This window comes from Zobellia sp. OII3 (genome assembly GCF_002211465.1).
GTDB lineage: Bacteria > Bacteroidota > Bacteroidia > Flavobacteriales > Flavobacteriaceae > Zobellia > Zobellia galactanivorans.
The window spans coordinates 254045-276117 of sequence record NZ_MWRZ01000003.1 but is presented as its reverse complement, the minus strand read 5'-3'; the positions used below and the strand labels follow the sequence as shown (position 1 = coordinate 276117).

Here is a 22073-nt window from a genome sequence, read left to right as displayed (position 1 = left end):
GGATTTGGGCACGCTATAGGTTATACCGAATTGGTATTTTATGCCCCAACCGTGATTGAAAGAAATATAGAGGAATATGCCTTGAAACAGGCAAGTATACACCAACACTTTTTGAGGCACTACTGCCCTTTAGTCATTTTTACTGGCGTACTTGGTCTCCAATAATAGCTTGGTGGCGTTCCAGAACTCAATGGATGTGGGATTAGGAGATAATGAATTTTCAGGATTTTCAAAAAAGGTGCCTACCAATAATTTTAAATATTGAAGGTTGCTGTTCTCGGCCTTGAGGTGCTCGAAAGCCATACTCCAGCTTTCAAATTCCCTATTGTGGATCTTGCTTTCCGACAACAGGCTTACCTCTCGGTTTCTAGGGTCTTTCTTGATTCTCTCAAAAAGCTCTTTAACAACGGTCTCTTCACCTTCTAAGTATTGCACAAATCGGTCTTTATAGAAAAGCAAACAGCCCGTAATATTGTTGCGCTTATTGAAATCTCTCGCCCTTTCGAGCAATTCGTGAATTTCATGTGTTCCAAAATCAATATTCGCAATAGACGTATATACTAAACAGAACATGTAATTTGGTCGTATTTGGATTGGCTAGTTACTAGCTAAGGTAACGATAATATAACAAAGAAAATATGGAAAAAACTGTAATTCAGATAATTACAATATATTCTCTCAAATAAAATAAGTTTTATCTTACATGTTGATATTTGCATTAAATCGAGCCTATCAAAGGTCAAGAATGCAAAAAACCCTCGTTCAGAGGGTTTTATATTATAAATTACATCAGCAGGAAAACTTATTCTTCTTCAGTACTTTCTTTCTTATCCCCTGCAAAATCGGTAATACCATTATCATGTAGTATGTTGTACCATTGTATTACCTTCTTAATATCGCTGGCATATACCCTATCTTCATCGTAGTTGGGAAGAATTTCAAAAAAATACTCTTCCAACTTAATTTTTTCGGCTTTATGGGCAATTGAAGTTTTACCTCCCTTTTCCTTCACCTGTATCTTTAGGAATACTTCCCTTAGGGGCAATTCCTCATCCAAGGTATAAATTGCAATTTCAGACAGAATGCTTACGTTGCTTCGCATTCCAACGGTGATGCGTTTTTTATCGATAAGCGATTCAGCTACGAATCCCGTACGGGTTTGGGTGACCAATTTGTAAAGGCCTGGTTTACCTCCTATGGATAAGATTTTATCTAAACTCATATAAAAATTTACATTTTAGGAGCGCAAATATTGCACTTTTCAACGGATTACGATGAAATTTTAACGTCCTTTTTTTAGGTTTGGAAAACGCATGCGGTAATCGGCCCTAATGTTCCCTTTAGAAATATTGGTCAATTTGCTCTTTAGCATACGCTTCTTTAAGGTCGACAATTTGTCGGTGAACAATATGCCTTCGATATGGTCGTATTCGTGTTGAATGACCCGAGCCAGAAGTCCATCATAGGTTTCGGTATGCGCCTTAAAATTTTCGTCAACATAGCTTATGGTCACCGTATCCTTTCTCTTGACGTCTTCATGAATATCAGGAATACTCAAGCATCCTTCACTAAAGGCCCACTCATCACCCGTTTCTTCTTCTATTTGGGCGTTTATGAATACTTTTTTGAATCCGTTCAACTGCTTCTGTTCTTCTTCAGAAAGGTCTTCATCTTTTGAAAAAGGAGTAGTATCGACGATAAACAAACGGATAGGTAGCCCTATTTGCGGAGCGGCCAAGCCAACACCATTGGCGTTGTACATGGTCTCCCACATATTTTCTACAAGTTCTTTCAGCTTCGGATAATCATTGGGTAGGTCGGTACCTACCTTTCGTAATACGGGATCTCCGTACGCAACAATTGGTAAAATCATTTATATCTTATTTAAATAGGCTTGTAGGATAATCGTTGCGCTGATTTCATCAACCAGTGCCTTGTCTCTACGTTTTTTCTTTTTAAGGCCGCTATCGATCATGGTCTGAAAAGCCATTTTTGAGGTAAAACGCTCGTCTTGGCGTTCTATAGGAATTTGCGGAAAAACCTTGGCCAAACGATTTAAAAATGGAACGATCAAGGCTTCCGACTCGCTTGGCTCATTGTTCATCTGGCGCGGTTCGCCCACAATAAACCTATCTACCTTTTCTTTCGATACGTAATCTTTTAAAAAGTCTACAAGTCCGGCAGTAGGCACCGTCGTTAAACCAGAGGCAATCAGTTGTAACTCATCGGTAACGGCGATTCCCGTTCGTTTCTTTCCATAATCCAAAGCCAACAATCTTCCCACCCTCTCATTTATTTTTTGCAAAAATAACCTATAAATTGTTATAACCGTAAATTTGAATCCCGAAATCATATTTGAGCCCGTATATTTGCACTTTCAAAAAGACCTTGGTGATCATAAATCACTAAATGGCCTATGAAATACTAAACAAAAATTGGCATGTAGCGCAGCGTTAGCGCCATCGATAACATTTAATTCTACAAAAAATGACCGAGTTAAGAGAGACCATTGAAAAAGCATGGGACAACAGAGAACTTTTAAAAGAAACGGCTACCCAAGACGCCATCAGAGAAGTCGTAAACCTTCTGGATCAAGGTAAATTACGTTGTGCCGAACCAACGGCAGACGGATGGCAGATCAACGAATGGGTAAAGAAAGGTGTTGTTCTTTATTTTCCTATCCAAAAAATGGAAACACTTGAAGCGGGAATTTTCGAATACCACGATAAAATCCCCTTAAAGCGAGGTTATCAGGAGAAAGGTATTCGCGTGGTACCTAACGCCGTTGCCCGTCATGGCGCTTACATTTCTGCCGGTACCATTTTAATGCCTAGCTACGTAAATATCGGCGCTTATGTAGACGAAGGCACCATGGTCGACACATGGGCTACCGTTGGAAGCTGCGCACAAATAGGCAAAAACGTTCACCTCAGTGGAGGAGTAGGCATTGGCGGGGTCTTAGAGCCATTACAAGCAGCCCCGGTAATCATAGAAGACAACGCATTCATAGGATCTAGATGTATTGTAGTAGAAGGGGTTCGAGTAGAGAAAGAGGCCGTATTGGGCGCTAATGTGGTTCTTACGGCATCGACCAAAATTATAGATGTAACCGGTACCGAGCCCGTAGAAATGAAAGGTAGGGTACCTGCCCGTTCAGTTGTTATACCAGGGAGCTATACCAAGAAATTTTCCGCTGGCGAATTTCAAGTGCCTTGTGCTTTGATCATTGGCACACGAAAAGAGAGTACCAATAAAAAGACCTCTCTAAACGATGCTTTGCGCGAATATGATGTAGCGGTTTAAACGTGGTATAAAGGTTTTTTTTTTAAAAACATAATTTTTTTGTTTTTTAATTGTTATAAGAAGGTGGTAGTTTAATAAAGTTCGGAAACGCAACCCTTTCCGAACTTTTTAATCTACTAAGAAGAAGACCGAACCCTACCCAAACAAATTGCAATGATAAAAGAAAGAGAAAAGTTATCGGCCCTAATTATCACCTACAATGAAATGGGATACATTGAAAGGTGTATTGAGTCAGTTGAATTCGCTGATGAAATTATCGTAGTAGATTCTTACAGCACCGATGGTACTTACGAATATCTTTTAGCTCACCCTAAGGTCAAGGTCATTCAACACCCTTTCGCGAATTTTACTTCGCAAAAATCCTATACCTTAAAGCAAGCTACCAATGATTGGGTTTTGTTTTTAGATGCCGACGAAGTTGTCACCGAACCATTAAAGAATGAAATTAAAGAAGTTCTGAACGGCAACACGGAAAATGTAGCTTTTTGGTTTTATAGAAAATTTATGTTTCAAAACGAAGCTTTAAATTTTAGCGGATGGCAAACGGACAAAAACTATCGTCTTTTTAGAAAAAGTAAAGCAAGATTTTCTGATAAAAAAATTGTGCACGAGACCCTAGAAGTAAATGGGGCATCTGGTATTTTTAATGAAAAATTAATCCATTTCTGTTATAAGAACTATGAGGATTACAAACAGAAAATGCTTAGATATGGTAGGCTCAAGGCTAAAGAGTCGTTCTACCGAGAGAAAAAATTCACTTACCTATTAATGATGGTTAAGCCTTTTTGGAAATTCTTTAATCATTATCTTTTACGCCTAGGCTTCCTTGATGGTAAAAAAGGAATTACAATATCGTACTTAAACGCCTTAGGTGTTTTGGAGTATTGTAAAGAATTAAAACGTCTGGAAAAAAAGAACGAACTAGCATATTATTTGGTAATGCCGTAATGTGTCCATACTAATTTTCTATTTCTGGTCTCCCTTCGTATTTTAACATTCTTGGCAATTGACTCAGGGGTTTTATACCCTCGTTTGTGGTCTAAGTGCACACATACCGCACTATATCTTAGTTGTTTGGATTTTATTCCAAAATTAAAGAGTCGTTCTCCCAACTCCCTATCCTGCCCCCCATATTGCATACGTTCATCGAAACCGTTAACATTCAGAATGTCTTTCTTCCAACCTGAAGAGTTATGACCATTCCAACTGGCTTTAGTAGGGGTTATTATATTCAACATTCTAGACATCAAACCTTTAGCCGTTAACTTATTGTTTTTAAATGTCTTCGGAATACCTTTCTCTTTCAACCAATTAATATCAAAACAACTTTGCGCCTCTATATCTTCCTTGGTTATTAATTTTGAAATATTCATTGGCAACATGTAATATCCTCCTGAAATAAAGTAACCATGACTCTTATTCAGATAGTGTACATGCACAAAATCTTCTCGTGGTATACAATCCCCATCGGTCATGATAATATATTCCCCCTTACAATTTACCAGAGCCTTATTAAGTATTCTAGACTTTTGAAAGCCATCATCTTCCTGCCATACATGTACTATCGGATAAAAGACCTCTTCCCTCATTAAATCAATGAGGGCTTTCGTTTTAGGACCCGACCCGTCATCTGCTATAACTATTTCAAAATTCTTATAATTCTGACAGTTAAAACCCCATAACACTTTTTGAAGCCACTCTTCGGCGTTATAGGTACTGATAATTATAGAGATTTTTACACTTTCATCTACATTGGTATTCATAAGCTCAAAAATAGTAAACTACAAAGATATATCTTTGTACTATTCAATAATGTATTGCTATGCTAAGAAAATTATGGATAGGACTTCAGAAAAAACTAAAATTTTTGCCCCCACCAACATATGTTAAAGCATATTACGAATATTACGTAGGAAAGAAATTAGATTTAGAACGGCCTATAGAGTTCAACCAAAAAATACAATGGCTCAAAGTTTACTACAAAAGAGACCTTTTAACCCAACTAGTAGACAAATATGACGTTCGTGAATATGTCAAGGACAAAATTGGCGAGCAATACCTTAACGAACTTATCGGTGTTTATAAAAAACCTAGTGAAATAAATTTTGATGCCCTTCCCCAACAATTTGTCATAAAGGCCACACATGGCTTTCATTTTAACATTTTGGTCAATGACAAAACAAAACTCAACAAAAGAAAAGCCAAGCTATTACTCCATAAGTGGATTCGCAAAAACCAATATTGGCGTGGCGGGTTAGAATGGGCTTATAAGAACGCCGAGCCCAAAATAATCGTTGAAAAATATCTAGAGGAACTGGGCAAGGAAGATATCAACGACTATAAATTTTTCTGTTTTAACGGAGAACCCAAATTCTTGAACATAGATACAGATCGCGGTAGCACATTAAAACGAGCCTATTATGATATAGATTGGAACAAACTACCCGTTAGGCGCGCCCATATTCAACAATTGGAGGATGACCTCCCCAAACCTCCCAATTTTGAAAAGATGATAGAAGTTGCACGAACTTTGGCCTTTGATTTCCCCTTTGTACGTGTTGACCTCTATAACCTAGATGGGAAAATTATTTTTGGTGAAATGACATTTTACCCTGGGGATGGCAGATTAGACTTTTTCCCTGATGAATACAATACCATTTTCGGAAACTATATTAAATTACCAGAACCAATTTTATAGGCTTTGCTTAAATGTGTAATTTATGAAACTCATCAAAGAACTACCGATCTCCATTTACACTACGGTCAAACTCTCTTTAAAAAAATTCAATGTATCGGATTCGGGCCATCACAATGAAAGGACTGTACCGGTAATTGTTTCCTTAACCTCAATCCCTAGTAGATTGAACACCCTTCATTTGGTCGTAAAAAGTATATTAAATCAGTCTATGCTGCCCGAAAAGATTGTTCTTTGGCTTAATAACGACCTTAAGAATGCCATTCCTAAAAAACTTAAAGCTTTAATTGGTAACAGATTTGAGATACGGTTTTCTGATTTAACGTCATCCCATAGAAAGCTGATACACTCCCTCGTTGCATTTCCGGAGAAAACAATTATCACCATAGATGATGATTTAATGTATCGAAAGAATTTGATCGAACTTTTATACAAGGAACATCTAAAGGCCCCAAAGCATATCATAGCCAATCGCACCGTAAATTTAAGCTATGATGAAACGGGAAACCCAAAACCATTTAGACAATGGAAGAATTCTAAAAAAATGAATGATAAAGTAATGGTCCCTATTGGTGCATGGGGTATTTTGTATCCGCCAAACTCCCTGCACAAAGATGCTACCGACCTGGATAAGTTTATGGCCTTGACCCCAAAAGCAGACGACCTTTGGTTTAAAGCTATGGCCCTTTTGAAGGGCACACTATCCGTAGAAGCAACCCTTAGACCCAAAGACCCGATTCCTATTGGAAATACCCAGAAGGTATCACTTAAAAAAATAAATTTGGGCAAAGACCTAAATACCAAACAATGGGCACAGCTTGAGAAGGAATATAATATTAGAAGTATAATTTTTGATAAAAATGCAAAAGGAGATAGACCAAGCCATTAGCGTCTTACAACAAGGCGGCCTCATTCTCTACCCCACTGATACCGTCTGGGGTATTGGTTGTGACGCTACCAATGAGTCGGCCGTAAAGAAGATATACGACCTAAAGCAAAGGGAAGATAGCAAGGCCCTAATTTGCCTGGTAGCCAATGATGCCATGCTCGAACGAACCATAGAAGAGGTTCCCGATCTGGCCTATGATATCATGGACCTTTCTACCAAACCCACCACTATTGTCTACGACAATCCCAAGGGTATTGCCAAAAATTTGATCGCCGAAGATAATACCTTGGCCGTACGGGTAGCTTCCGACAAATTTTGCCGCTACCTGATCAACAAGTTCAAAAAACCTATTGTTTCTACTTCTTCCAACATTTCAGGGCGCCCAACGCCTAAAAGTTTCGGTGAAATAGACAAAGTTATTTTAAAAGGTGTAGACTATGTGGTAAATTTGCAGCCCGAAGAAAAAAACGCGGTGCCTTCTGCCATCATCAAATTGAGTAGTGACGGTACGGTAAAAGTAATACGCGAATAAATTTGATGTAACAAAATATTGGGCCTTATTTGTTATTCGTATTTTGGGCAGCCAACTAAAAATGAAATCTTTGAACTATAAACAAGCGCTTTCAAATCCAGTTTTCAAAATCGTTTCACAAGCTGCCGATGAATTGGGGGTGGACTGCTATGTTATCGGAGGATTTGTCAGGGATTATTTACTGCAAAGAGGCACTCCAAAAGATATCGATATTGTCGCCGTAGGAAGCGGTATTGACCTCGCCAGAAAAGTAGCTTCCTTGCTTGAAGGAAAGCCAAAGGTGAGTGTTTTCAAAAATTTCGGCACGGCCATGTTGCGCCACGGTGAAATTGAACTGGAATTCGTTGGAGCCCGAAAAGAAAGCTATCATAGGGATAGTCGTAAACCCGTAGTAGAGGATGGCTCATTGGCAGATGACCAAAACCGTCGTGATTTTACGATCAATGCCTTGGCCCTTTCCCTAAATCCAACTGATTTTGGGGAGCTACTGGATCCTTTTAACGGTCTTGCCGACCTCGACAAAAACATTATACGAACTCCCCTAGCTCCCGGAATTACATATTCCGACGACCCCTTACGCATGATGCGGGCCATTCGCTTCGCCACGCAATTGAACTTTAAGATCGAAGAAAATTCCCTCCAAGCCATTACGGTAAACAAAGAGCGGATAAAAATCATATCAAAAGAGCGAATCGTTGATGAACTCAACAAAATATTGGCCAGTAGCAAGCCTTCCATTGGCTTTTCCCTATTGCATAAAACAGGACTCCTGCCCTATATCCTTCCTGAACTGGTCGCATTACAGGGAATAGAGGAAATAGAAGGACAACGCCACAAAGACAATTTTTGGCACACCTTGGAGGTTGTTGACAATATTGCAATAACTACCGATAACCTTTGGCTGCGTTGGGCGGCCCTATTGCACGATATCGGCAAGGCTCCGACCAAGAAATTCCATAAAAAAATAGGATGGACTTTCCACGGACACGAGTTCGTTGGATCTAAAATGGTCTACAAATTATTCAAACGGCTGCGGATGCCCTTGAACGACAAGATGAAATTCGTTCAAAAAATGGTTTTGATGAGCTCTAGGCCAATCGTTCTATCCGAAGATTTCGCTACGGATTCAGCGGTACGCCGCCTCGTTTTTGATGCGGGGGAAAACGTAGAGGACCTAATGACCCTTTGTGAAGCCGATATCACCACAAAAAACCCAAAGAAACAAAGGAGGTATAAGAACAATTTTAAAATTGTCCGCCAAAAAATAATCGAGGTAGAAGAACGAGATCAAATACGTAATTTTCAACCCCCGGTGAGCGGTGAGGAAATTATGAAAACCTTCAACCTTAAGCCTTCAAAAGAAATAGGCATTATCAAAGAAGCCATTAAAGAGGCCATTTTAGAGGGCGAAATCCCTAATGAATACGAGGCTGCAAAAGAATTTATGCTCGCAAAAGGTAAATCTATCGGACTTACACCGGTCTAAATTTGTTGTAAGACCTTCTTTTTCCCATTGAAATACAATAAAAACAAAACCGTATCGTCTACTCCATTTCCTATTTTTTTTTAAAAAAGTGAAATCGATAAGCGCATCGATTTATTTTATCAATCGACGATTACAAGACTCCTAAACGGGAAAAATAAATATCTTTACCGAGATAGATACAACATTATCTTCTTTTTATCCAAATAAAAAGTCATGAAAAAATTCCTTCTGGCCGTACTCATTACCATTTCTTCATTAAGTGGTCTAAGTGCGCAACAAGACGCCCACTATACACAGTATATGTATAATACCATGGCCATCAACCCTGCTTATGCAGGTTCTAGGGGTGTTTTCAGTATTGCCGGACTACACCGCTCCCAATGGGTCGGAATAGAAGGAGCTCCCAAAACCCAAACCCTTAATTTTCACACGCCGGTTTCCGAAAGGGTCGGTGTGGGACTATCCATAGTCAATGACGATATAGGAAACGGCACTAGTCAAGAAACGTATTTTGACGGTGTTTTTTCATATACGGTACCTATTACCAGGGAAGCAAAACTTGCCTTCGGGCTAAAGGCAAGCGGACATGTACTGAATTTAGATTTTAGTAAACTGGCCAACTATAACGATGAAGTCGCCAGTACCAGCCTGACCAATATCGACAGAAAATTTTCACCGAATTTTGGCGCTGGGGTATATTATTACGACGAGAAGTTCTATATCGGTTTCTCCGTTCCAAACTTTTTGGCCACCAAACATTTCGATGGCAATGCTACAAGCTCATCCTTCTTGGCCAAAGAACGTATGAACTTCTATTTAATCACGGGCTACATATACGAATTGAACCAAAGGTGGAAGTTTAAGCCCACTTTATTGCTCAAAGCCGTAAATGGCGCCCCCTTACAGATCGACCTATCCGCTAATTTTATGTTCAACGACAAATTTATCTTGGGAGCGGCCTATAGATGGGATGCCGCGGTGAGCGGTCTTTTTGGTTTTCAAGCCTCTGACCAAATATTATTAGGCCTTGCTTATGACCGGGAAATTTCAGAATTGGGCGGTTCTAGGTTCAACGATGGCTCGTTTGAAATAGTGCTCAGGTATGAATTCCGATCTCGATTTGGAAGAAGGGCCATAGCTCCAAGATTCTTTTAAAAACTTAAATTATTCTATATCTTTTCTAAGATTGTTTCAAGGGGTTAAAAGCCCTGAAATTCACTTATTTATTCCAAAATACCTGCAATACATCCCTAAAAAAAGGTATTTCATCGAATTTAGCCTACACTTCACGGGTCTTATACATCTAGTTTTCCCCTGTATACAACATATAATTTGTCAGGTCTTACCATCACCCTAATTTTACAACATAACGTTGTAAGTCTTTATCTACAGCATCAAACGTGATATTTTTTTAGACTTTGTAAAATATATTCCCAATTGGCGAATCGTTTTAAACATTTTTTCGGGGCATTACTACTATTACTGTTCGCCCAAGTGGTAAGAGCACAGCAGACAACAAATTGGACACCGGTATCATCTTCCGTATGGGAGTCCGTAACCAATGATAGTTTGGTACGTGTCGAAGCTAGGATTTCGGGTGGTGCTTCTATTGATGGTACCGGAGAAATGGGCTGTACCAGTGATGATACTTACAGCGAAACGAATGTCTTCGAAGAGCCTTCCTTGGAAATATCCGCCAGCTCATATGCTACCGGTACTATTAGTTTCTATTTCTTTGATGCCGTAACCGGTGATCCCGTATATATTGTGAAACCCATCCTACACGTAGACAAAGTAGGAACATTTGCCGTCGTCTCCTTAGTTGGAAGAAGTGCCACAGGGAACTTTGACCTCACCAACGGCACTTGGACGGAACTAAGTTCCAATGGGGACATCTTTCAATCTACCCCTACTCAATTTAATATCGACGATACTGCCCTGCTGTTCAGTGGTGGCGGAGAATGTGGGGATGGAGAAAATACTGGAACAGGTGGAGGTAGTTTACAAATTGAACAGGTCACACAATCCATAGAGATGGATGTCGAAGTAACAGGAGGATTACTTTCCATACCCCTATTTACTGCATACGATGAAGTAGAGTTCATTCTTACCAATCTGATTATTGCCGACCCTAAAGTCGAAACGACCAAAACAGTGGTCGAAAACTTTAGCGACCCTATCAGTACCGGAGATACCGTAGATTATACCATTACGATAGAGAACACAGGAAATACTACCCTTGACAATATAAGTCTAACGGACACTTTTTCCGATATAGACACAAACCCTTTGACCCTAACAAGCGGACCTACGTTCGTCAGTGCCTCCGAAGGCTCGGCCGAAGGCACCCTCGAAGCTGGTGAAACGGCAACCTATTCGGCAAGCTTTACCCTTAACGCACCGGTCTTGGAAGTGGGAGGCGTGGTAAACCAAGTAAGTGTTCTGGCCGACAGCCCATACGGAACCAATGATGTAAGTGATTTGTCGGATGATGGTATCGATACGGATGGAAATACCGAAAACGACCCTACAATCAGCTATTTTCCAACGACTACGGATGATACTGCTTCGGTTTGTGAAGAAGGAAGCATTGACATTGACGTACTCGCCAATGATGATTTTGGGGGAAACGGAGCTTCATCCGGAAGCATCTTTATTATTAGTCCTGCTAGCGGGGGAACGGCTGTCGTAAACGACAATGGTAGCCCTACTAACCCTACGGATGATTATGTCACCTATACCTCGTCTGTCGGTTACACCGGTTCGGATAGTTTTGTTTATGGTATAAGTGATAGCAAAGGATATACCCAACACGCCACCGTTACGATCACAGAACAAAAAGCTCCCAATGCAGGTACCGATGGGGCCTTGACCATATGCGCGGGAACCACAGTATCAGAATCACAACTATTCGCACGACTCAGCGACAACCCCGATTTAGGGGGAACGTGGTCGCCAACACTAGCAGGGGCGGGTACCTACACCTATACCGTAAGTGCTACTTCACCCTGTACCGTGGATGACACATCCGAGGTCGTGGTGACCGAACAGGCGGCACCCAATGCGGGTACCGATGGAACCTTGACCATATGCGCGGGAACCACAGTAACAGAATCACAACTATTCGCACGGCTAAGCGACAACCCCGATTCAGGGGGGACATGGTCGCCAACACTAGCAGGGGCGGGTACCTACACCTATACCGTTAGTGCCACTTCACCCTGTACCGCATCGGATACGGCCGAAGTGGTGGTAACAGAACAGGCGGCACCAAAAGCCGGAACCGATGGAGCCTTGACCATATGCGCGGGAACCACAGTAACAGAATCACAACTATTCGCACGGCTAAGCGACAACCCCGATTCTGGGGGAACATGGTCGCCAACACTTGCCGGCGCGGGTACCTACACCTATACCGTAAGCGCCACTTCTCCCTGTACCGCAGCGGATACGGCCGAAGTGGTGGTAACAGAACAGGCGGCACCAAAAGCCGGAACCGATGGAGCCTTGACCATATGCGCGGGAACCACAGTAACAGAATCACAACTATTCGCACGACTCAGCGACAACCCCGATTCTGGGGGAACATGGTCGCCTACCCTAGCAGGGGCAGGTACCTACACCTATACCGTAAGTGCAACATCACCCTGTACCGTGGATGACACATCCGAGGTCGTGGTGACCGAACAAGCGGCACCCAATGCGGGTACCGATGGGACCTTGACCATATGCGCGGGAACTACCGTAACAGAATCACAACTATTCGCACGGCTAAGCGACAACCCCGATTCTGGGGGAACATGGTCGCCAACACTAGCAGGGGCGGGTACCTACACCTATACCGTTAGTGCAACATCACCCTGTACCGTGGACGATACCAGCATAGTTACCGTAGTGGAACAACCTGTTCCCGATGCAGGTTCCAACGGAGCATTGACTATTTGTGCGGGAACTATAGTAACGGAAGCAGACCTATTCGCGCAACTTGGGGGATCGCCCAACAGCGGCGGGACATGGACTCCTGCCCTAGCAGGCGCAGGAACCTACACCTATACCGTTAGTGCTACTTCACCATGTGCCGTAGATGATACATCCGAAGTGGTGGTAACAGAACAAGCGGCACCAAAAGCCGGAACCGATGGAGCCTTGACCATATGTGCGGGAACCACAGTCACCGAAGCCCAGCTTTTTGCACAGCTAAGTGACAATCCCGATTTAGGGGGAACATGGTCGCCAACACTTGCCGGGGCCGGAACCTATACCTATACCGTAAGTGCCACTTCACCATGTACCGTGGATGACACATCCGAGGTCGTAGTGACCGAACAGGCGGCACCCAATGCAGGTACCGATGGAACGCTCATCATATGCGCAGGGACAACCGTAACCGAAGCCCAGCTTTTTGCAACGCTAAGCGACAACCCCGATTTAGGGGGAACATGGTCGCCAACACTAGCAGGGGCCGGAACCTACACCTATACCGTAAGTGCCACTTCTCCCTGTACCGCAGCGGATACGGCCGAAGTGGTGGTAACAGAACAGGCGGCACCAAAAGCCGGAACCGATGGAGCCTTGACCATATGCGCGGGAACTACCGTAACAGAATCACAACTATTCGCACGGCTAAGCGACAATCCCGATTTAGGGGGAACATGGTCGCCAACACTAGCAGGGGCCGGAACCTATACCTATACCGTAAGCGCCACTTCACCCTGTACCGTGGATGACACATCCGAGGTCGTAGTGACCGAACAGGCGGCGCCCAATGCAGGGACCGATGGAACGCTCATCATATGCGCGGGAACTATAGTAACAGAATCACAACTATTCGCACGACTCAGCGACAACCCCGATTTAGGAGGGACATGGTCGCCTACCCTTGCCGGCGCGGGAACCTATACCTATACCGTAAGTGCCACTTCACCATGTGCCGTGGATGATACATCCGAGGTCGTAGTGACCGAACAGGCAGCACCCAATGCAGGGACCGATGGTCTATTGACCATATGCGCGGGAACTATAGTAACAGAATCACAACTATTCGCACGGCTAAGCGACAACCCCGATTTAGGGGGAACATGGTCGCCTACCCTTGCAGGGGCCGGAACCTACACCTATACCGTAAGTGCTACTTCACCCTGTACCGTGGATGATACATCCGAGGTCGTAGTGACCGAACAGGCGACACCCAATGCGGGTACCGGTGGTCTATTGACCATATGCGCGGGAACCACAGTAACAGAATCACAACTATTCGCACGGCTAAGCGACAACCCGGATTCTGGGGGAACATGGTCGCCTACCCTTGCAGGGGCAGGTACCTACACCTATACCGTAAGCGCCACTTCTCCCTGTACCGCAGCGGATACGGCAGAAGTGGTGGTAACAGAACAGGCGGCACCAAAAGCAGGGACCGGTGGTCTATTGACCATATGCGCGGGAACCACAGTCACCGAGGCCCAGCTTTTTGCAACGCTAAGCGATAATCCCGATTTAGGGGGAACGTGGTCGCCTACCCTTGCCGGGGCCGGAACCTACACCTATACCGTAAGTGCCACTTCACCCTGTGCCGTGGATGATACATCCCAGGTCGTGGTGACCGAACAGGCGACACCCAATGCAGGTACCGGTGGTCTATTGACCATATGCGCGGGAACCACAGTCACCGAGGCCCAGCTTTTTGCAACGCTAAGCGACAACCCCGATTTAGGGGGAACGTGGTCGCCTACCCTTGCAGGGGCCGGAACCTACACCTATACCGTAAGTGCTACTTCACCCTGTACCGCAGCGGATACGGCCGAAGTGGTCGTGACCGAACAGGCGGCACCCAATGCAGGTACCGATGGTCTATTGACCATATGCGCGGGAACCACAGTCACCGAGGCCCAGCTTTTTGCACAGCTAAGCGATAATCCCGATTTAGGGGGGACATGGACCCCTACCCTTGCAGGGGCCGGAACCTACACCTATACCGTAAGTGCCACTTCACCCTGTGCCGTGGATGATACATCCCTTGTCGTGGTGACCGAACAGGCGGCACCCAATGCAGGTACCGATGGAACGCTCATCATATGCGCAGGGACAACCGTAACCGAAGCCCAGCTTTTTGCAACGCTAAGCGATAATCCGGATTTAGGGGGAACATGGTCGCCAACACTAGCAGGGGCCGGAACCTACACCTATACCGTAAGCGCCACTTCTCCCTGTACCGTGGATGATACATCCCAGGTCGTAGTGACCGAACAGGCGGCACCCAATGCGGGGACCGATGGTCTATTGACCATATGCGCAGGGACAACCGTAACCGAATCACAACTATTCGCACGGCTAAGCGACAACCCCGATTTAGGGGGAACATGGTCGCCAACACTAGCAGGGGCCGGAACCTATACCTATACCGTAAGTGCCACTTCACCCTGTACCGTGGATGATACATCCCAGGTCGTAGTGACCGAACAGGCGGCACCCAATGCAGGTACCGATGGAACGCTCATCATATGCGCAGGGACAACCGTAACCGAAGCCCAGCTTTTTGCAACGCTAAGCGATAATCCCGATTTAGGGGGAACGTGGTCGCCTACCCTTGCAGGGGCCGGAACCTACACCTATACCGTAAGTGCCACTTCACCCTGTACCGTGGATGATACATCCCAGGTCGTGGTGACCGAACAGGCGGCACCCAATGCGGGGACCGGTGGCATATTGACGATTTGTGCGGGAACCACAGTCACCGAGGCCCAGCTTTTTGCAACGCTAAGCGATAATCCCGATTTAGGGGGAACGTGGTCGCCTACCCTTGCAGGGGCCGGAACCTACACCTATACCGTAAGTGCCACTTCACCCTGTACCGTGGATGATACATCCCAGGTCGTGGTGACCGAACAGGCGGCACCCAATGCGGGGACCGGTGGTCTATTGACCATATGCGCGGGAACCACAGTCACCGAGGCCCAGCTTTTTGCACAGCTAAGTGACAATCCCGATTTAGGAGGAACGTGGTCGCCTACCCTTGCAGGGGCCGGAACCTACACCTATACCGTAAGTGCTACTTCACCCTGTACCGCAGCGGATACGGCCGAAGTGGTCGTGACCGAACAGGCGGCACCCAATGCAGGTACCGATGGTCTATTGACCATATGCGCGGGAACTATAGTAACAGAATCACAACTATTCGCACAACTCAGCGACAACCCCGATTTAGGGGGAACGTGGTCGCCTACCCTTGCAGGGGCCGGAACCTACACCTATACCGTAAGTGCCACTTCACCATGTACCGTAGATGACACATCCGAGGTCGTAGTGACCGAACAGGCGGCACCCAATGCAGGTACCGATGGAACGCTCATCATATGCGCAGGGACAACCGTAACCGAAGCCCAGCTTTTTGCACAGCTAAGTGACAATCCCGATTTAGGGGGAACATGGTCGCCAACACTTGCCGGGGCCGGAACCTACACCTATACCGTAAATGCAACAGCACCTTGTGCCACAGCGGATACGGCTGAAGTGGTCGTGACCGAACAGGCGGCACCCAATGCAGGTACCGGTGGTCTATTGACCATATGCGCGGGAACTACCGTAACAGAATCACAACTATTCGCACAGCTAAGTGACAATCCCGATTTAGGGGGAACGTGGTCGCCAACACTTGCCGGGGCCGGAACCTACACCTATACCGTAAGTGCCACTTCACCCTGTGCCGTGGATGATACATCCCAGGTCGTGGTGACCGAACAGGCGGCACCCAATGCAGGTACCGATGGCATATTGACGATTTGTGCGGGAACCACAGTCACCGAGGCCCAGCTTTTTGCACAGCTAAATGACAATCCCGATTTAGGGGGAACATGGTCGCCTACCCTTGCAGGGGCCGGAACCTACACCTATACCGTAAGTGCCACTTCACCCTGTACCGTGGATGATACATCCCAGGTCGTGGTGACCGAACAGGCGGCACCCAATGCGGGGACCGGTGGCATATTGACGATTTGTGCGGGAACCACAGTCACCGAGGCCCAGCTTTTTGCACAGCTAAATGACAATCCCGATTTAGGGGGAACATGGTCGCCTACCCTTGCCGGGGCCGGAACCTACACCTATACCGTAAGTGCCACTTCACCCTGTACCGTGGATGATACATCCCAGGTCGTGGTGACCGAACAGGCGGCACCCAATGCAGGGACCGATGGAACACTCACAATTTGTGAAATTGACTCCTTTACACAGGCCGACCTTTTTGCTCAACTGGGTAATTCTCCAGATACCGGGGGAACTTGGACGGACAACGGAGACGGCACCCATACCTATACCATAAGTGCCACATCACCCTGTACCGTAGACGACACCAGTATTGTTACCGTAGTGGTTCAACCCACTCCTGATGCTGGTTCCAATGGCGTACTAACCATTTGTGAAGGAACAACAGTCACCGAAGCACAGTTGTTTGCCCAATTGGGCGGAAGTCCTGATTCAGGAGGAAGCTGGTCACCTAGCCTAGCAGGCGCCGGGACCTATACCTATACCGTACCCGCGACAACACCTTGCACCGTAGACGATACCGCAAAAATTACAGTATCCGAACAAGCAGCTCCGGATGCCGGAATCAATGGAACGCTCACCATTTGCGTGGGAGAAACAGTTACTACAGCCCAGCTATTCGCCCAATTGGGTGGCAGCCCTGATTCTGGAGGAACATGGACACCTGCCCTTGCCGGTGCCGGAACCTATACCTATACCGTACCCGCAACAGCACCTTGTGCCATGGACGCTACCGCAGAGGTTGTCGTGACAGAACAGGCTTTACCGAACGCGGGTACCGATGGCACACTTACCATTTGTGAAGGAAGCACCGTAACCGAGGCTCAGTTATTTGCCCAATTGGGCGGAAGTCCTGATTCAGGGGGAACATGGTCGCCAACACTTGCAGGGGCCGGAACCTACACCTATACCGTAAGCGCATCGACACCTTGTACCGGGAATGACAGCTCAGAAATCGTCGTAACCGAACAGACTTTACCGAACGCGGGTACCGATGGCACACTTACCATTTGTGAAGGAAGCACCGTTACCGAGGCTCAGTTATTTGCCCAATTAGGAGGAAGCCCCGATACAGGGGGAACATGGACCCCTTCACTTGCAGGTGCCGGAACCTACACCTATACCGTTGAAGGGAATGCCTGCGAGGATGCGACCGCTATCGTAACCGTTACCGAGGAAGTGGAACCGAATGCCGGAACCGATGCTACACTTACGATATGTCCAGATACCACAGTTACCGAAGCCCAACTCCTTTCACTTTTGGGAACAGATGATAATCGAGGAACTTGGAGCCCTAATCCCGATGGTGCCGGTGCCGGTGCCGGAGTGTACACTTATTCCATCATGGGCAATATCTGTGGTGGCACCTCGACCGCCACGGTTACCGTTACTATTTCCAACCTGGATTCAGATGGGGATACTATATTGGACTGTAAGGAAATGACAGATGGAACCGATCCTTTTGACGATTGCGATTCTATAGGAGGCAAACCCTTACCTAGTAGTGATTGCGACAATGACAATCTTACCAAAGAAGAGGAAGAGGCATTGGGAACCGACCCTACCAACCCCGATACGGATGGAGACGGTGTCATTGACGGGCAAGAGGTAACCGATGCCACCAATCCTTTAGACCTTTGTGATTTTCTATTGGCGAGCCAGACCCTTACCCCTACAAACCATTGGAATATCGCCGATTGTGATATGGACGACCTAACCAACGAACAGGAAATAGATAGAGGAACCGACCCCACCAACCCCGATACGGATGGTGACACCATTAACGATGGCCAAGAAGTACGGGACCATACCGATCCCCTTGACCCTTGCGATTCAATCGGTGGGACCCCTCCAAGCCATATTGCATGCGAACTTTACGTAGAATTAGACTTGGTCAGGCCTGGGGATATTTTAAACGGCAGCTTTAGAATTATCAATATAGAGCGTTACCCCGACCACCAAGTAGAGATATACAACAGATGGGGAATCTTAGTTTGGGAGTCTTCCAAATACGACAATAAGAACAATGCCTTCGACGGTCTGTCACAAGGAAGGATTACCATTACCGAAAATCAAAAACTACCCTCCGGAGTCTATTTTTATAAAATAAAGTATGTAGCTAAGGGCGAGGATAAAATGAAAGAAGGATATCTCTATTTACAGGACTAAGGAGAATAAATAAACATGAAAAGTACAATAACAAAAATCTTGTTTTTACTCTGTACGATGCCATTCTGCTTCGGCCAACAAGACGCGCAATTCACTCAGTACATGTATAATACATTGTCAGTGAATCCGGCCTATGCAGGTTCTAGGGAGGCGCTCGGTGTTTCTGTATTGCATAGATCGCAATGGGTTGGCCTTGATGGGGCCCCTAGCACACAAACCTTTAACATTCAAAGTCCTTATAAGGATAAAATGGGATTAGGACTTTCCATTGTTCACGATGAGATAGGAAACAACACCAACCAAAACACAAGCTTCGATGTTGCTTTTTCATACAGCGTTCAGACCTCTGAGAAATACAAACTCTCTTTCGGGGTGACAGCTGGCGGACACTTATTGAACGTTGATTTCAATAAGTTGCGAAACTACAGTGCAAGTCTCGCGCCCTCGGTAGAAAACGAACTGTATAAAAAGTTCTCCCCCAATATCGGTGCCGGGGTTTACTTTCACTCCAACAAGTTTTACGTGGGCCTCTCGGTGCCCGGTCTGTTAGAGACCGAACACTTTCAAAACCCTGATGACGAAGGTTCCGTAATAGCTTCCGAACGAATGAACTTTTACTTGATTTCCGGATATGTCTTCGACCTTAACCCTACTTTAAAATTCAAGCCTGCATACCTTATAAAAGCGGTCGCCGGGGCCCCACTCCAAGTTGACCTATCCGCTAATTTCTTGATCAATGAAAAATTCACCTTAGGAGCGGCATATAGATTAGATGCGGCAATAAGTGCCTTATTCGGGTTTCAAATGGGGAAAAAACTCATGCTCGGGCTGGCCTATGACCGCGAAATATCGGAATTGGGCGGCACCCAATTCAATGATGGTTCTTTTGAAATATTCCTTAGATATGAATTTATCAAGAACAATAAAATTGACCTAACCCCAAGATTTTTCTAAAATGAGCATCCTGCCAATACATAAGCTAGTTCCGCTTCTTTTGCTCTTTTTGGGTGCTTACGGCCATTCCCAAATAAACAAGAAAGAAGGCGACACTGATAATTTTGACCACTATGCCTATATGCAAAATATTGAATCATATCCATCCCTATTAAAAAAAGGATATGACGAAATTACCATTTATAAAAAGCTGGGCAATGCCAATTACCACAACGCCAACTATGACGTAGCCACCTTCTGGTACGAAAAACTTCTTGAAAACGATGAGATCGCCATCTCACCCGACTACCTCTATCGCTATGCCCTTGCCCTTAAATCGATAAAAAGATATGAAGACTCGCACCATTGGATGGAAAAGTTCAAAAAGATAAAGAAGAATGACATCCGCGCCAGTCTTTATGCCGACAATACGGATTATTTAAAGGAAATACAGATTCCAAAAGAACAATACACCATAAAAAACCTGATCGACCTCAACTCTGAGGAATCTGATTTTGCCCCCTCATACCTTTCGGGGAATTTAGTCTTTACCACGGCCAGAGATCTCGATGTACAGACATACAATAAATTACCCTACCTTAATTTATACCAAACGGAAATTAAGGAAGATGGCCAAACAGGAAAAGCTTCGGGACTTTCAGAAACCTTGAACACCAAAGCCAATGAATCTTCTACCGCGTTTTCAAAAGACGGCAAAACGGTTTATTTCACTAGAAACAACTTCTCTAAAAAATCGTTTAAAAGAGATAAAAACGGAATAAGTAGGCTAAAAATATACAGGTCTCGGCTTACCGATGGTACTTGGAGCGAACCGGAAGACCTTCCCTTTAACAACTCTAATTATTCGGTAGCCCACCCCTCTTTAAGTAGTGACGGTACCAAGCTCTATTTTGCATCCGACATGCCCGGAGGTATGGGCGCATCTGATATTTATGTAGTGGATATACTATCCGATGGCAAGTTCGGGGAGCCCAAAAACCTAGGTAAACTTATCAATACGGAGGAAAAGGAAACTTTTCCGTTCATTTCCGATTCGGGTATACTGTACTTCGCTTCCAATGGACATCCGGGCCTTGGAGGTCTCGATATCTTTAAAATAGACATCAACAAAAACGATAAGGTCTCCAATATGGGAAGCCCCATTAATAGTCCTGATGACGACTTTTCACTGGTAATGGACGCATCTGGCGAAATCGGCTATTTCGCTTCAAACCGAAAAGGGGGTATTGGCAATGACGATATTTATATCTTAAAGCGAAGTGATTCGGATTGTTTCACCTTTATTGAAGGTATCGCCCGTGACAAGGACACCGATAAGCCCCTGGCCGAGACCTTAATAGAAGCATTTGCCCATGACGGGGAAACCCTGTCGCAGACGGTAACGGCTTCGGATGGTTCCTACACCTTACGCATACCCTGTCAAAAGGAACAATACCAGCTGTCAGGCACCAAGGAAGGTTATGAAGCGTCCAACCTATATATGCTCACCCCTAAAGACAAAAAACAGGTTCAAGATGTCCATTTAGAGCTAGAACAATCGACCAAGGTGGCCGATTTAGGTTCCGACTTGGTCAAACTCTTGGAGCTCACTCCCATCTATTTTGACCTGAACAGTTCTTACTTACGGAAAGATGCCTATGCGGAACTGGACAAGGTAGTCGATTATATGAGTAAAAGACCCGATATAAAAATAGCCGTAGGTTCACATACCGATAGCCGGGAAGGGGATGCATACAATTTATGGCTCTCTAGGCGAAGGGCCATGAGAACGGTCGAGTATATTACATCGAAAGGAATCGACCCCTCTCGCATTTCAGGTAAAGGCTATGGGGAAACCCAATTATTGAACCGATGTGCCAACGGTGTCAAGTGCTCGGAAAGTGAACATCAGCTGAACCGACGTTCTGAATTCATCGTCATAGAAAAATAAGCTTTTCCTCTATAAGAAATAGCGGAAGAAGGGCCAAAATTCTTCAACTAGTCCTATTTTTGCACAAAGGAAACACAC

At 45.1% G+C, this 22073-nt stretch carries 15 protein-coding genes; 10 read left to right on the top strand and 5 right to left on the bottom strand.

Annotation, left to right across the window (positions count from 1 at the left end):
- Nucleotides 1-129: 129 nt before the first annotated feature.
- The 4 genes from B4Q04_RS11950 to ruvX form a co-directional block, all read right to left on the bottom strand.
- The gene (locus B4Q04_RS11950) at nucleotides 130-573 is read right to left on the bottom strand and encodes a BLUF domain-containing protein (RefSeq protein ID WP_013994249.1); all 444 of its coding nucleotides are present in this window, start codon (nucleotides 571-573) and stop codon (nucleotides 130-132) included.
- Nucleotides 574-802: 229 nt separating this feature from the next.
- Nucleotides 803-1222 (bottom strand): DUF5606 domain-containing protein, encoded by a 420-nt coding sequence (locus B4Q04_RS11945; RefSeq protein WP_013994248.1) that lies wholly within the window; start codon nucleotides 1220-1222, stop codon nucleotides 803-805.
- Between the two features lie 60 nt (nucleotides 1223-1282).
- Nucleotides 1283-1873: a peptide deformylase gene (gene def, locus B4Q04_RS11940; protein WP_013994247.1), complete on the bottom strand. Its 591-nt coding sequence runs from the start codon at nucleotides 1871-1873 to the stop codon at nucleotides 1283-1285.
- Nucleotides 1874-2284, bottom strand: coding sequence for a Holliday junction resolvase RuvX (ruvX, locus tag B4Q04_RS11935; RefSeq protein ID WP_046287935.1), 411 nt, complete (start codon nucleotides 2282-2284; stop codon nucleotides 1874-1876).
- A gap of 203 nt (nucleotides 2285-2487) precedes the next feature.
- On the opposite strand from ruvX, the gene B4Q04_RS11930 reads away from it, so the two are divergent.
- Together B4Q04_RS11930 and B4Q04_RS11925 are read left to right on the top strand one after the other, a co-directional pair.
- Nucleotides 2488-3303, top strand: coding sequence for a 2,3,4,5-tetrahydropyridine-2,6-dicarboxylate N-succinyltransferase (locus B4Q04_RS11930; RefSeq protein WP_013994245.1), 816 nt, complete (start codon nucleotides 2488-2490; stop codon nucleotides 3301-3303).
- Between the two features lie 153 nt (nucleotides 3304-3456).
- Entirely contained in the window at nucleotides 3457-4251 is a 795-nt protein-coding gene (locus B4Q04_RS11925; RefSeq protein ID WP_088696942.1) for a glycosyltransferase family 2 protein, read from the top strand.
- Here the strand turns inward: B4Q04_RS11925 and B4Q04_RS11920 are convergent.
- The gene (locus B4Q04_RS11920) at nucleotides 4233-5066 is read right to left on the bottom strand and encodes a glycosyltransferase family 2 protein (protein WP_088696941.1); all 834 of its coding nucleotides are present in this window, start codon (nucleotides 5064-5066) and stop codon (nucleotides 4233-4235) included. The genes B4Q04_RS11925 and B4Q04_RS11920 overlap by 19 nt on opposite strands.
- 59 nt (nucleotides 5067-5125) lie before the next feature.
- On the opposite strand from B4Q04_RS11920, the gene B4Q04_RS11915 reads away from it, so the two are divergent.
- The 8 genes from B4Q04_RS11915 (at nucleotide 5126) to B4Q04_RS11880 (ending at nucleotide 21995) form a co-directional block, all read left to right on the top strand.
- On the top strand, nucleotides 5126-6001 hold the full coding sequence (locus B4Q04_RS11915) for an ATP-grasp fold amidoligase family protein (protein WP_013994242.1): 876 nt from the start codon (nucleotides 5126-5128) through the stop codon (nucleotides 5999-6001).
- A 22-nt stretch (nucleotides 6002-6023) separates the two neighbouring features.
- Nucleotides 6024-6887, top strand: coding sequence for a hypothetical protein (locus tag B4Q04_RS11910; RefSeq protein ID WP_013994241.1), 864 nt, complete (start codon nucleotides 6024-6026; stop codon nucleotides 6885-6887).
- Nucleotides 6859-7419, top strand: coding sequence for an L-threonylcarbamoyladenylate synthase (locus tag B4Q04_RS11905; RefSeq protein ID WP_013994240.1), 561 nt, complete (start codon nucleotides 6859-6861; stop codon nucleotides 7417-7419). Before B4Q04_RS11910 ends, B4Q04_RS11905 begins: the two co-directional genes overlap by 29 nt.
- A 61-nt stretch (nucleotides 7420-7480) precedes the next feature.
- On the top strand, nucleotides 7481-8905 hold the full coding sequence (locus B4Q04_RS11900) for a CCA tRNA nucleotidyltransferase (protein ID WP_088696940.1): 1425 nt from the start codon (nucleotides 7481-7483) through the stop codon (nucleotides 8903-8905).
- 213 nt (nucleotides 8906-9118) lie between these two features.
- Entirely contained in the window at nucleotides 9119-10060 is a 942-nt protein-coding gene (locus tag B4Q04_RS11895; protein WP_013994237.1) for a type IX secretion system membrane protein PorP/SprF, read from the top strand.
- Nucleotides 10061-10342: 282 nt separating this feature from the next.
- The gene (locus tag B4Q04_RS11890) at nucleotides 10343-19111 is read left to right on the top strand and encodes a gliding motility-associated C-terminal domain-containing protein (protein WP_088696939.1); all 8769 of its coding nucleotides are present in this window, start codon (nucleotides 10343-10345) and stop codon (nucleotides 19109-19111) included.
- A 15-nt stretch (nucleotides 19112-19126) separates the two neighbouring features.
- Complete coding sequence (locus B4Q04_RS11885) at nucleotides 19127-20065, top strand: type IX secretion system membrane protein PorP/SprF (RefSeq protein ID WP_013994235.1); 939 nt, start codon at nucleotides 19127-19129, stop codon at nucleotides 20063-20065.
- A gap of 1 nt (nucleotide 20066) precedes the next feature.
- On the top strand, nucleotides 20067-21995 hold the full coding sequence (locus tag B4Q04_RS11880; RefSeq protein ID WP_088696938.1) for an OmpA family protein: 1929 nt from the start codon (nucleotides 20067-20069) through the stop codon (nucleotides 21993-21995).
- The last annotated feature ends 78 nt before the right edge of the window (nucleotides 21996-22073 follow it).

What these genes read in the sequence shown, in the direction of transcription:
- B4Q04_RS11950 (WP_013994249.1), bottom strand. Translation starts at nt 573, where the DNA reads ATGTTCTGTTTAGTATATACGTCTATTGCGAATATTGATTTTGGAACA.
- B4Q04_RS11945 (WP_013994248.1), bottom strand. Translation starts at nt 1,222, where the DNA reads ATGAGTTTAGATAAAATCTTATCCATAGGAGGTAAACCAGGCCTTTAC.
- def (WP_013994247.1), bottom strand. Translation starts at nt 1,873, where the DNA reads ATGATTTTACCAATTGTTGCGTACGGAGATCCCGTATTACGAAAGGTA.
- B4Q04_RS11930 (WP_013994245.1), top strand. Translation starts at nt 2,488, where the DNA reads ATGACCGAGTTAAGAGAGACCATTGAAAAAGCATGGGACAACAGAGAA.
- B4Q04_RS11925 (WP_088696942.1), top strand. Translation starts at nt 3,457, where the DNA reads ATGATAAAAGAAAGAGAAAAGTTATCGGCCCTAATTATCACCTACAAT.
- B4Q04_RS11920 (WP_088696941.1), bottom strand. Translation starts at nt 5,066, where the DNA reads ATGAATACCAATGTAGATGAAAGTGTAAAAATCTCTATAATTATCAGT.
- B4Q04_RS11915 (WP_013994242.1), top strand. Translation starts at nt 5,126, where the DNA reads ATGCTAAGAAAATTATGGATAGGACTTCAGAAAAAACTAAAATTTTTG.
- B4Q04_RS11910 (WP_013994241.1), top strand. Translation starts at nt 6,024, where the DNA reads ATGAAACTCATCAAAGAACTACCGATCTCCATTTACACTACGGTCAAA.
- B4Q04_RS11905 (WP_013994240.1), top strand. Translation starts at nt 6,859, where the DNA reads ATGCAAAAGGAGATAGACCAAGCCATTAGCGTCTTACAACAAGGCGGC.
- B4Q04_RS11900 (WP_088696940.1), top strand. Translation starts at nt 7,481, where the DNA reads ATGAAATCTTTGAACTATAAACAAGCGCTTTCAAATCCAGTTTTCAAA.
- B4Q04_RS11895 (WP_013994237.1), top strand. Translation starts at nt 9,119, where the DNA reads ATGAAAAAATTCCTTCTGGCCGTACTCATTACCATTTCTTCATTAAGT.
- B4Q04_RS11885 (WP_013994235.1), top strand. Translation starts at nt 19,127, where the DNA reads ATGAAAAGTACAATAACAAAAATCTTGTTTTTACTCTGTACGATGCCA.
- B4Q04_RS11880 (WP_088696938.1), top strand. Translation starts at nt 20,067, where the DNA reads ATGAGCATCCTGCCAATACATAAGCTAGTTCCGCTTCTTTTGCTCTTT.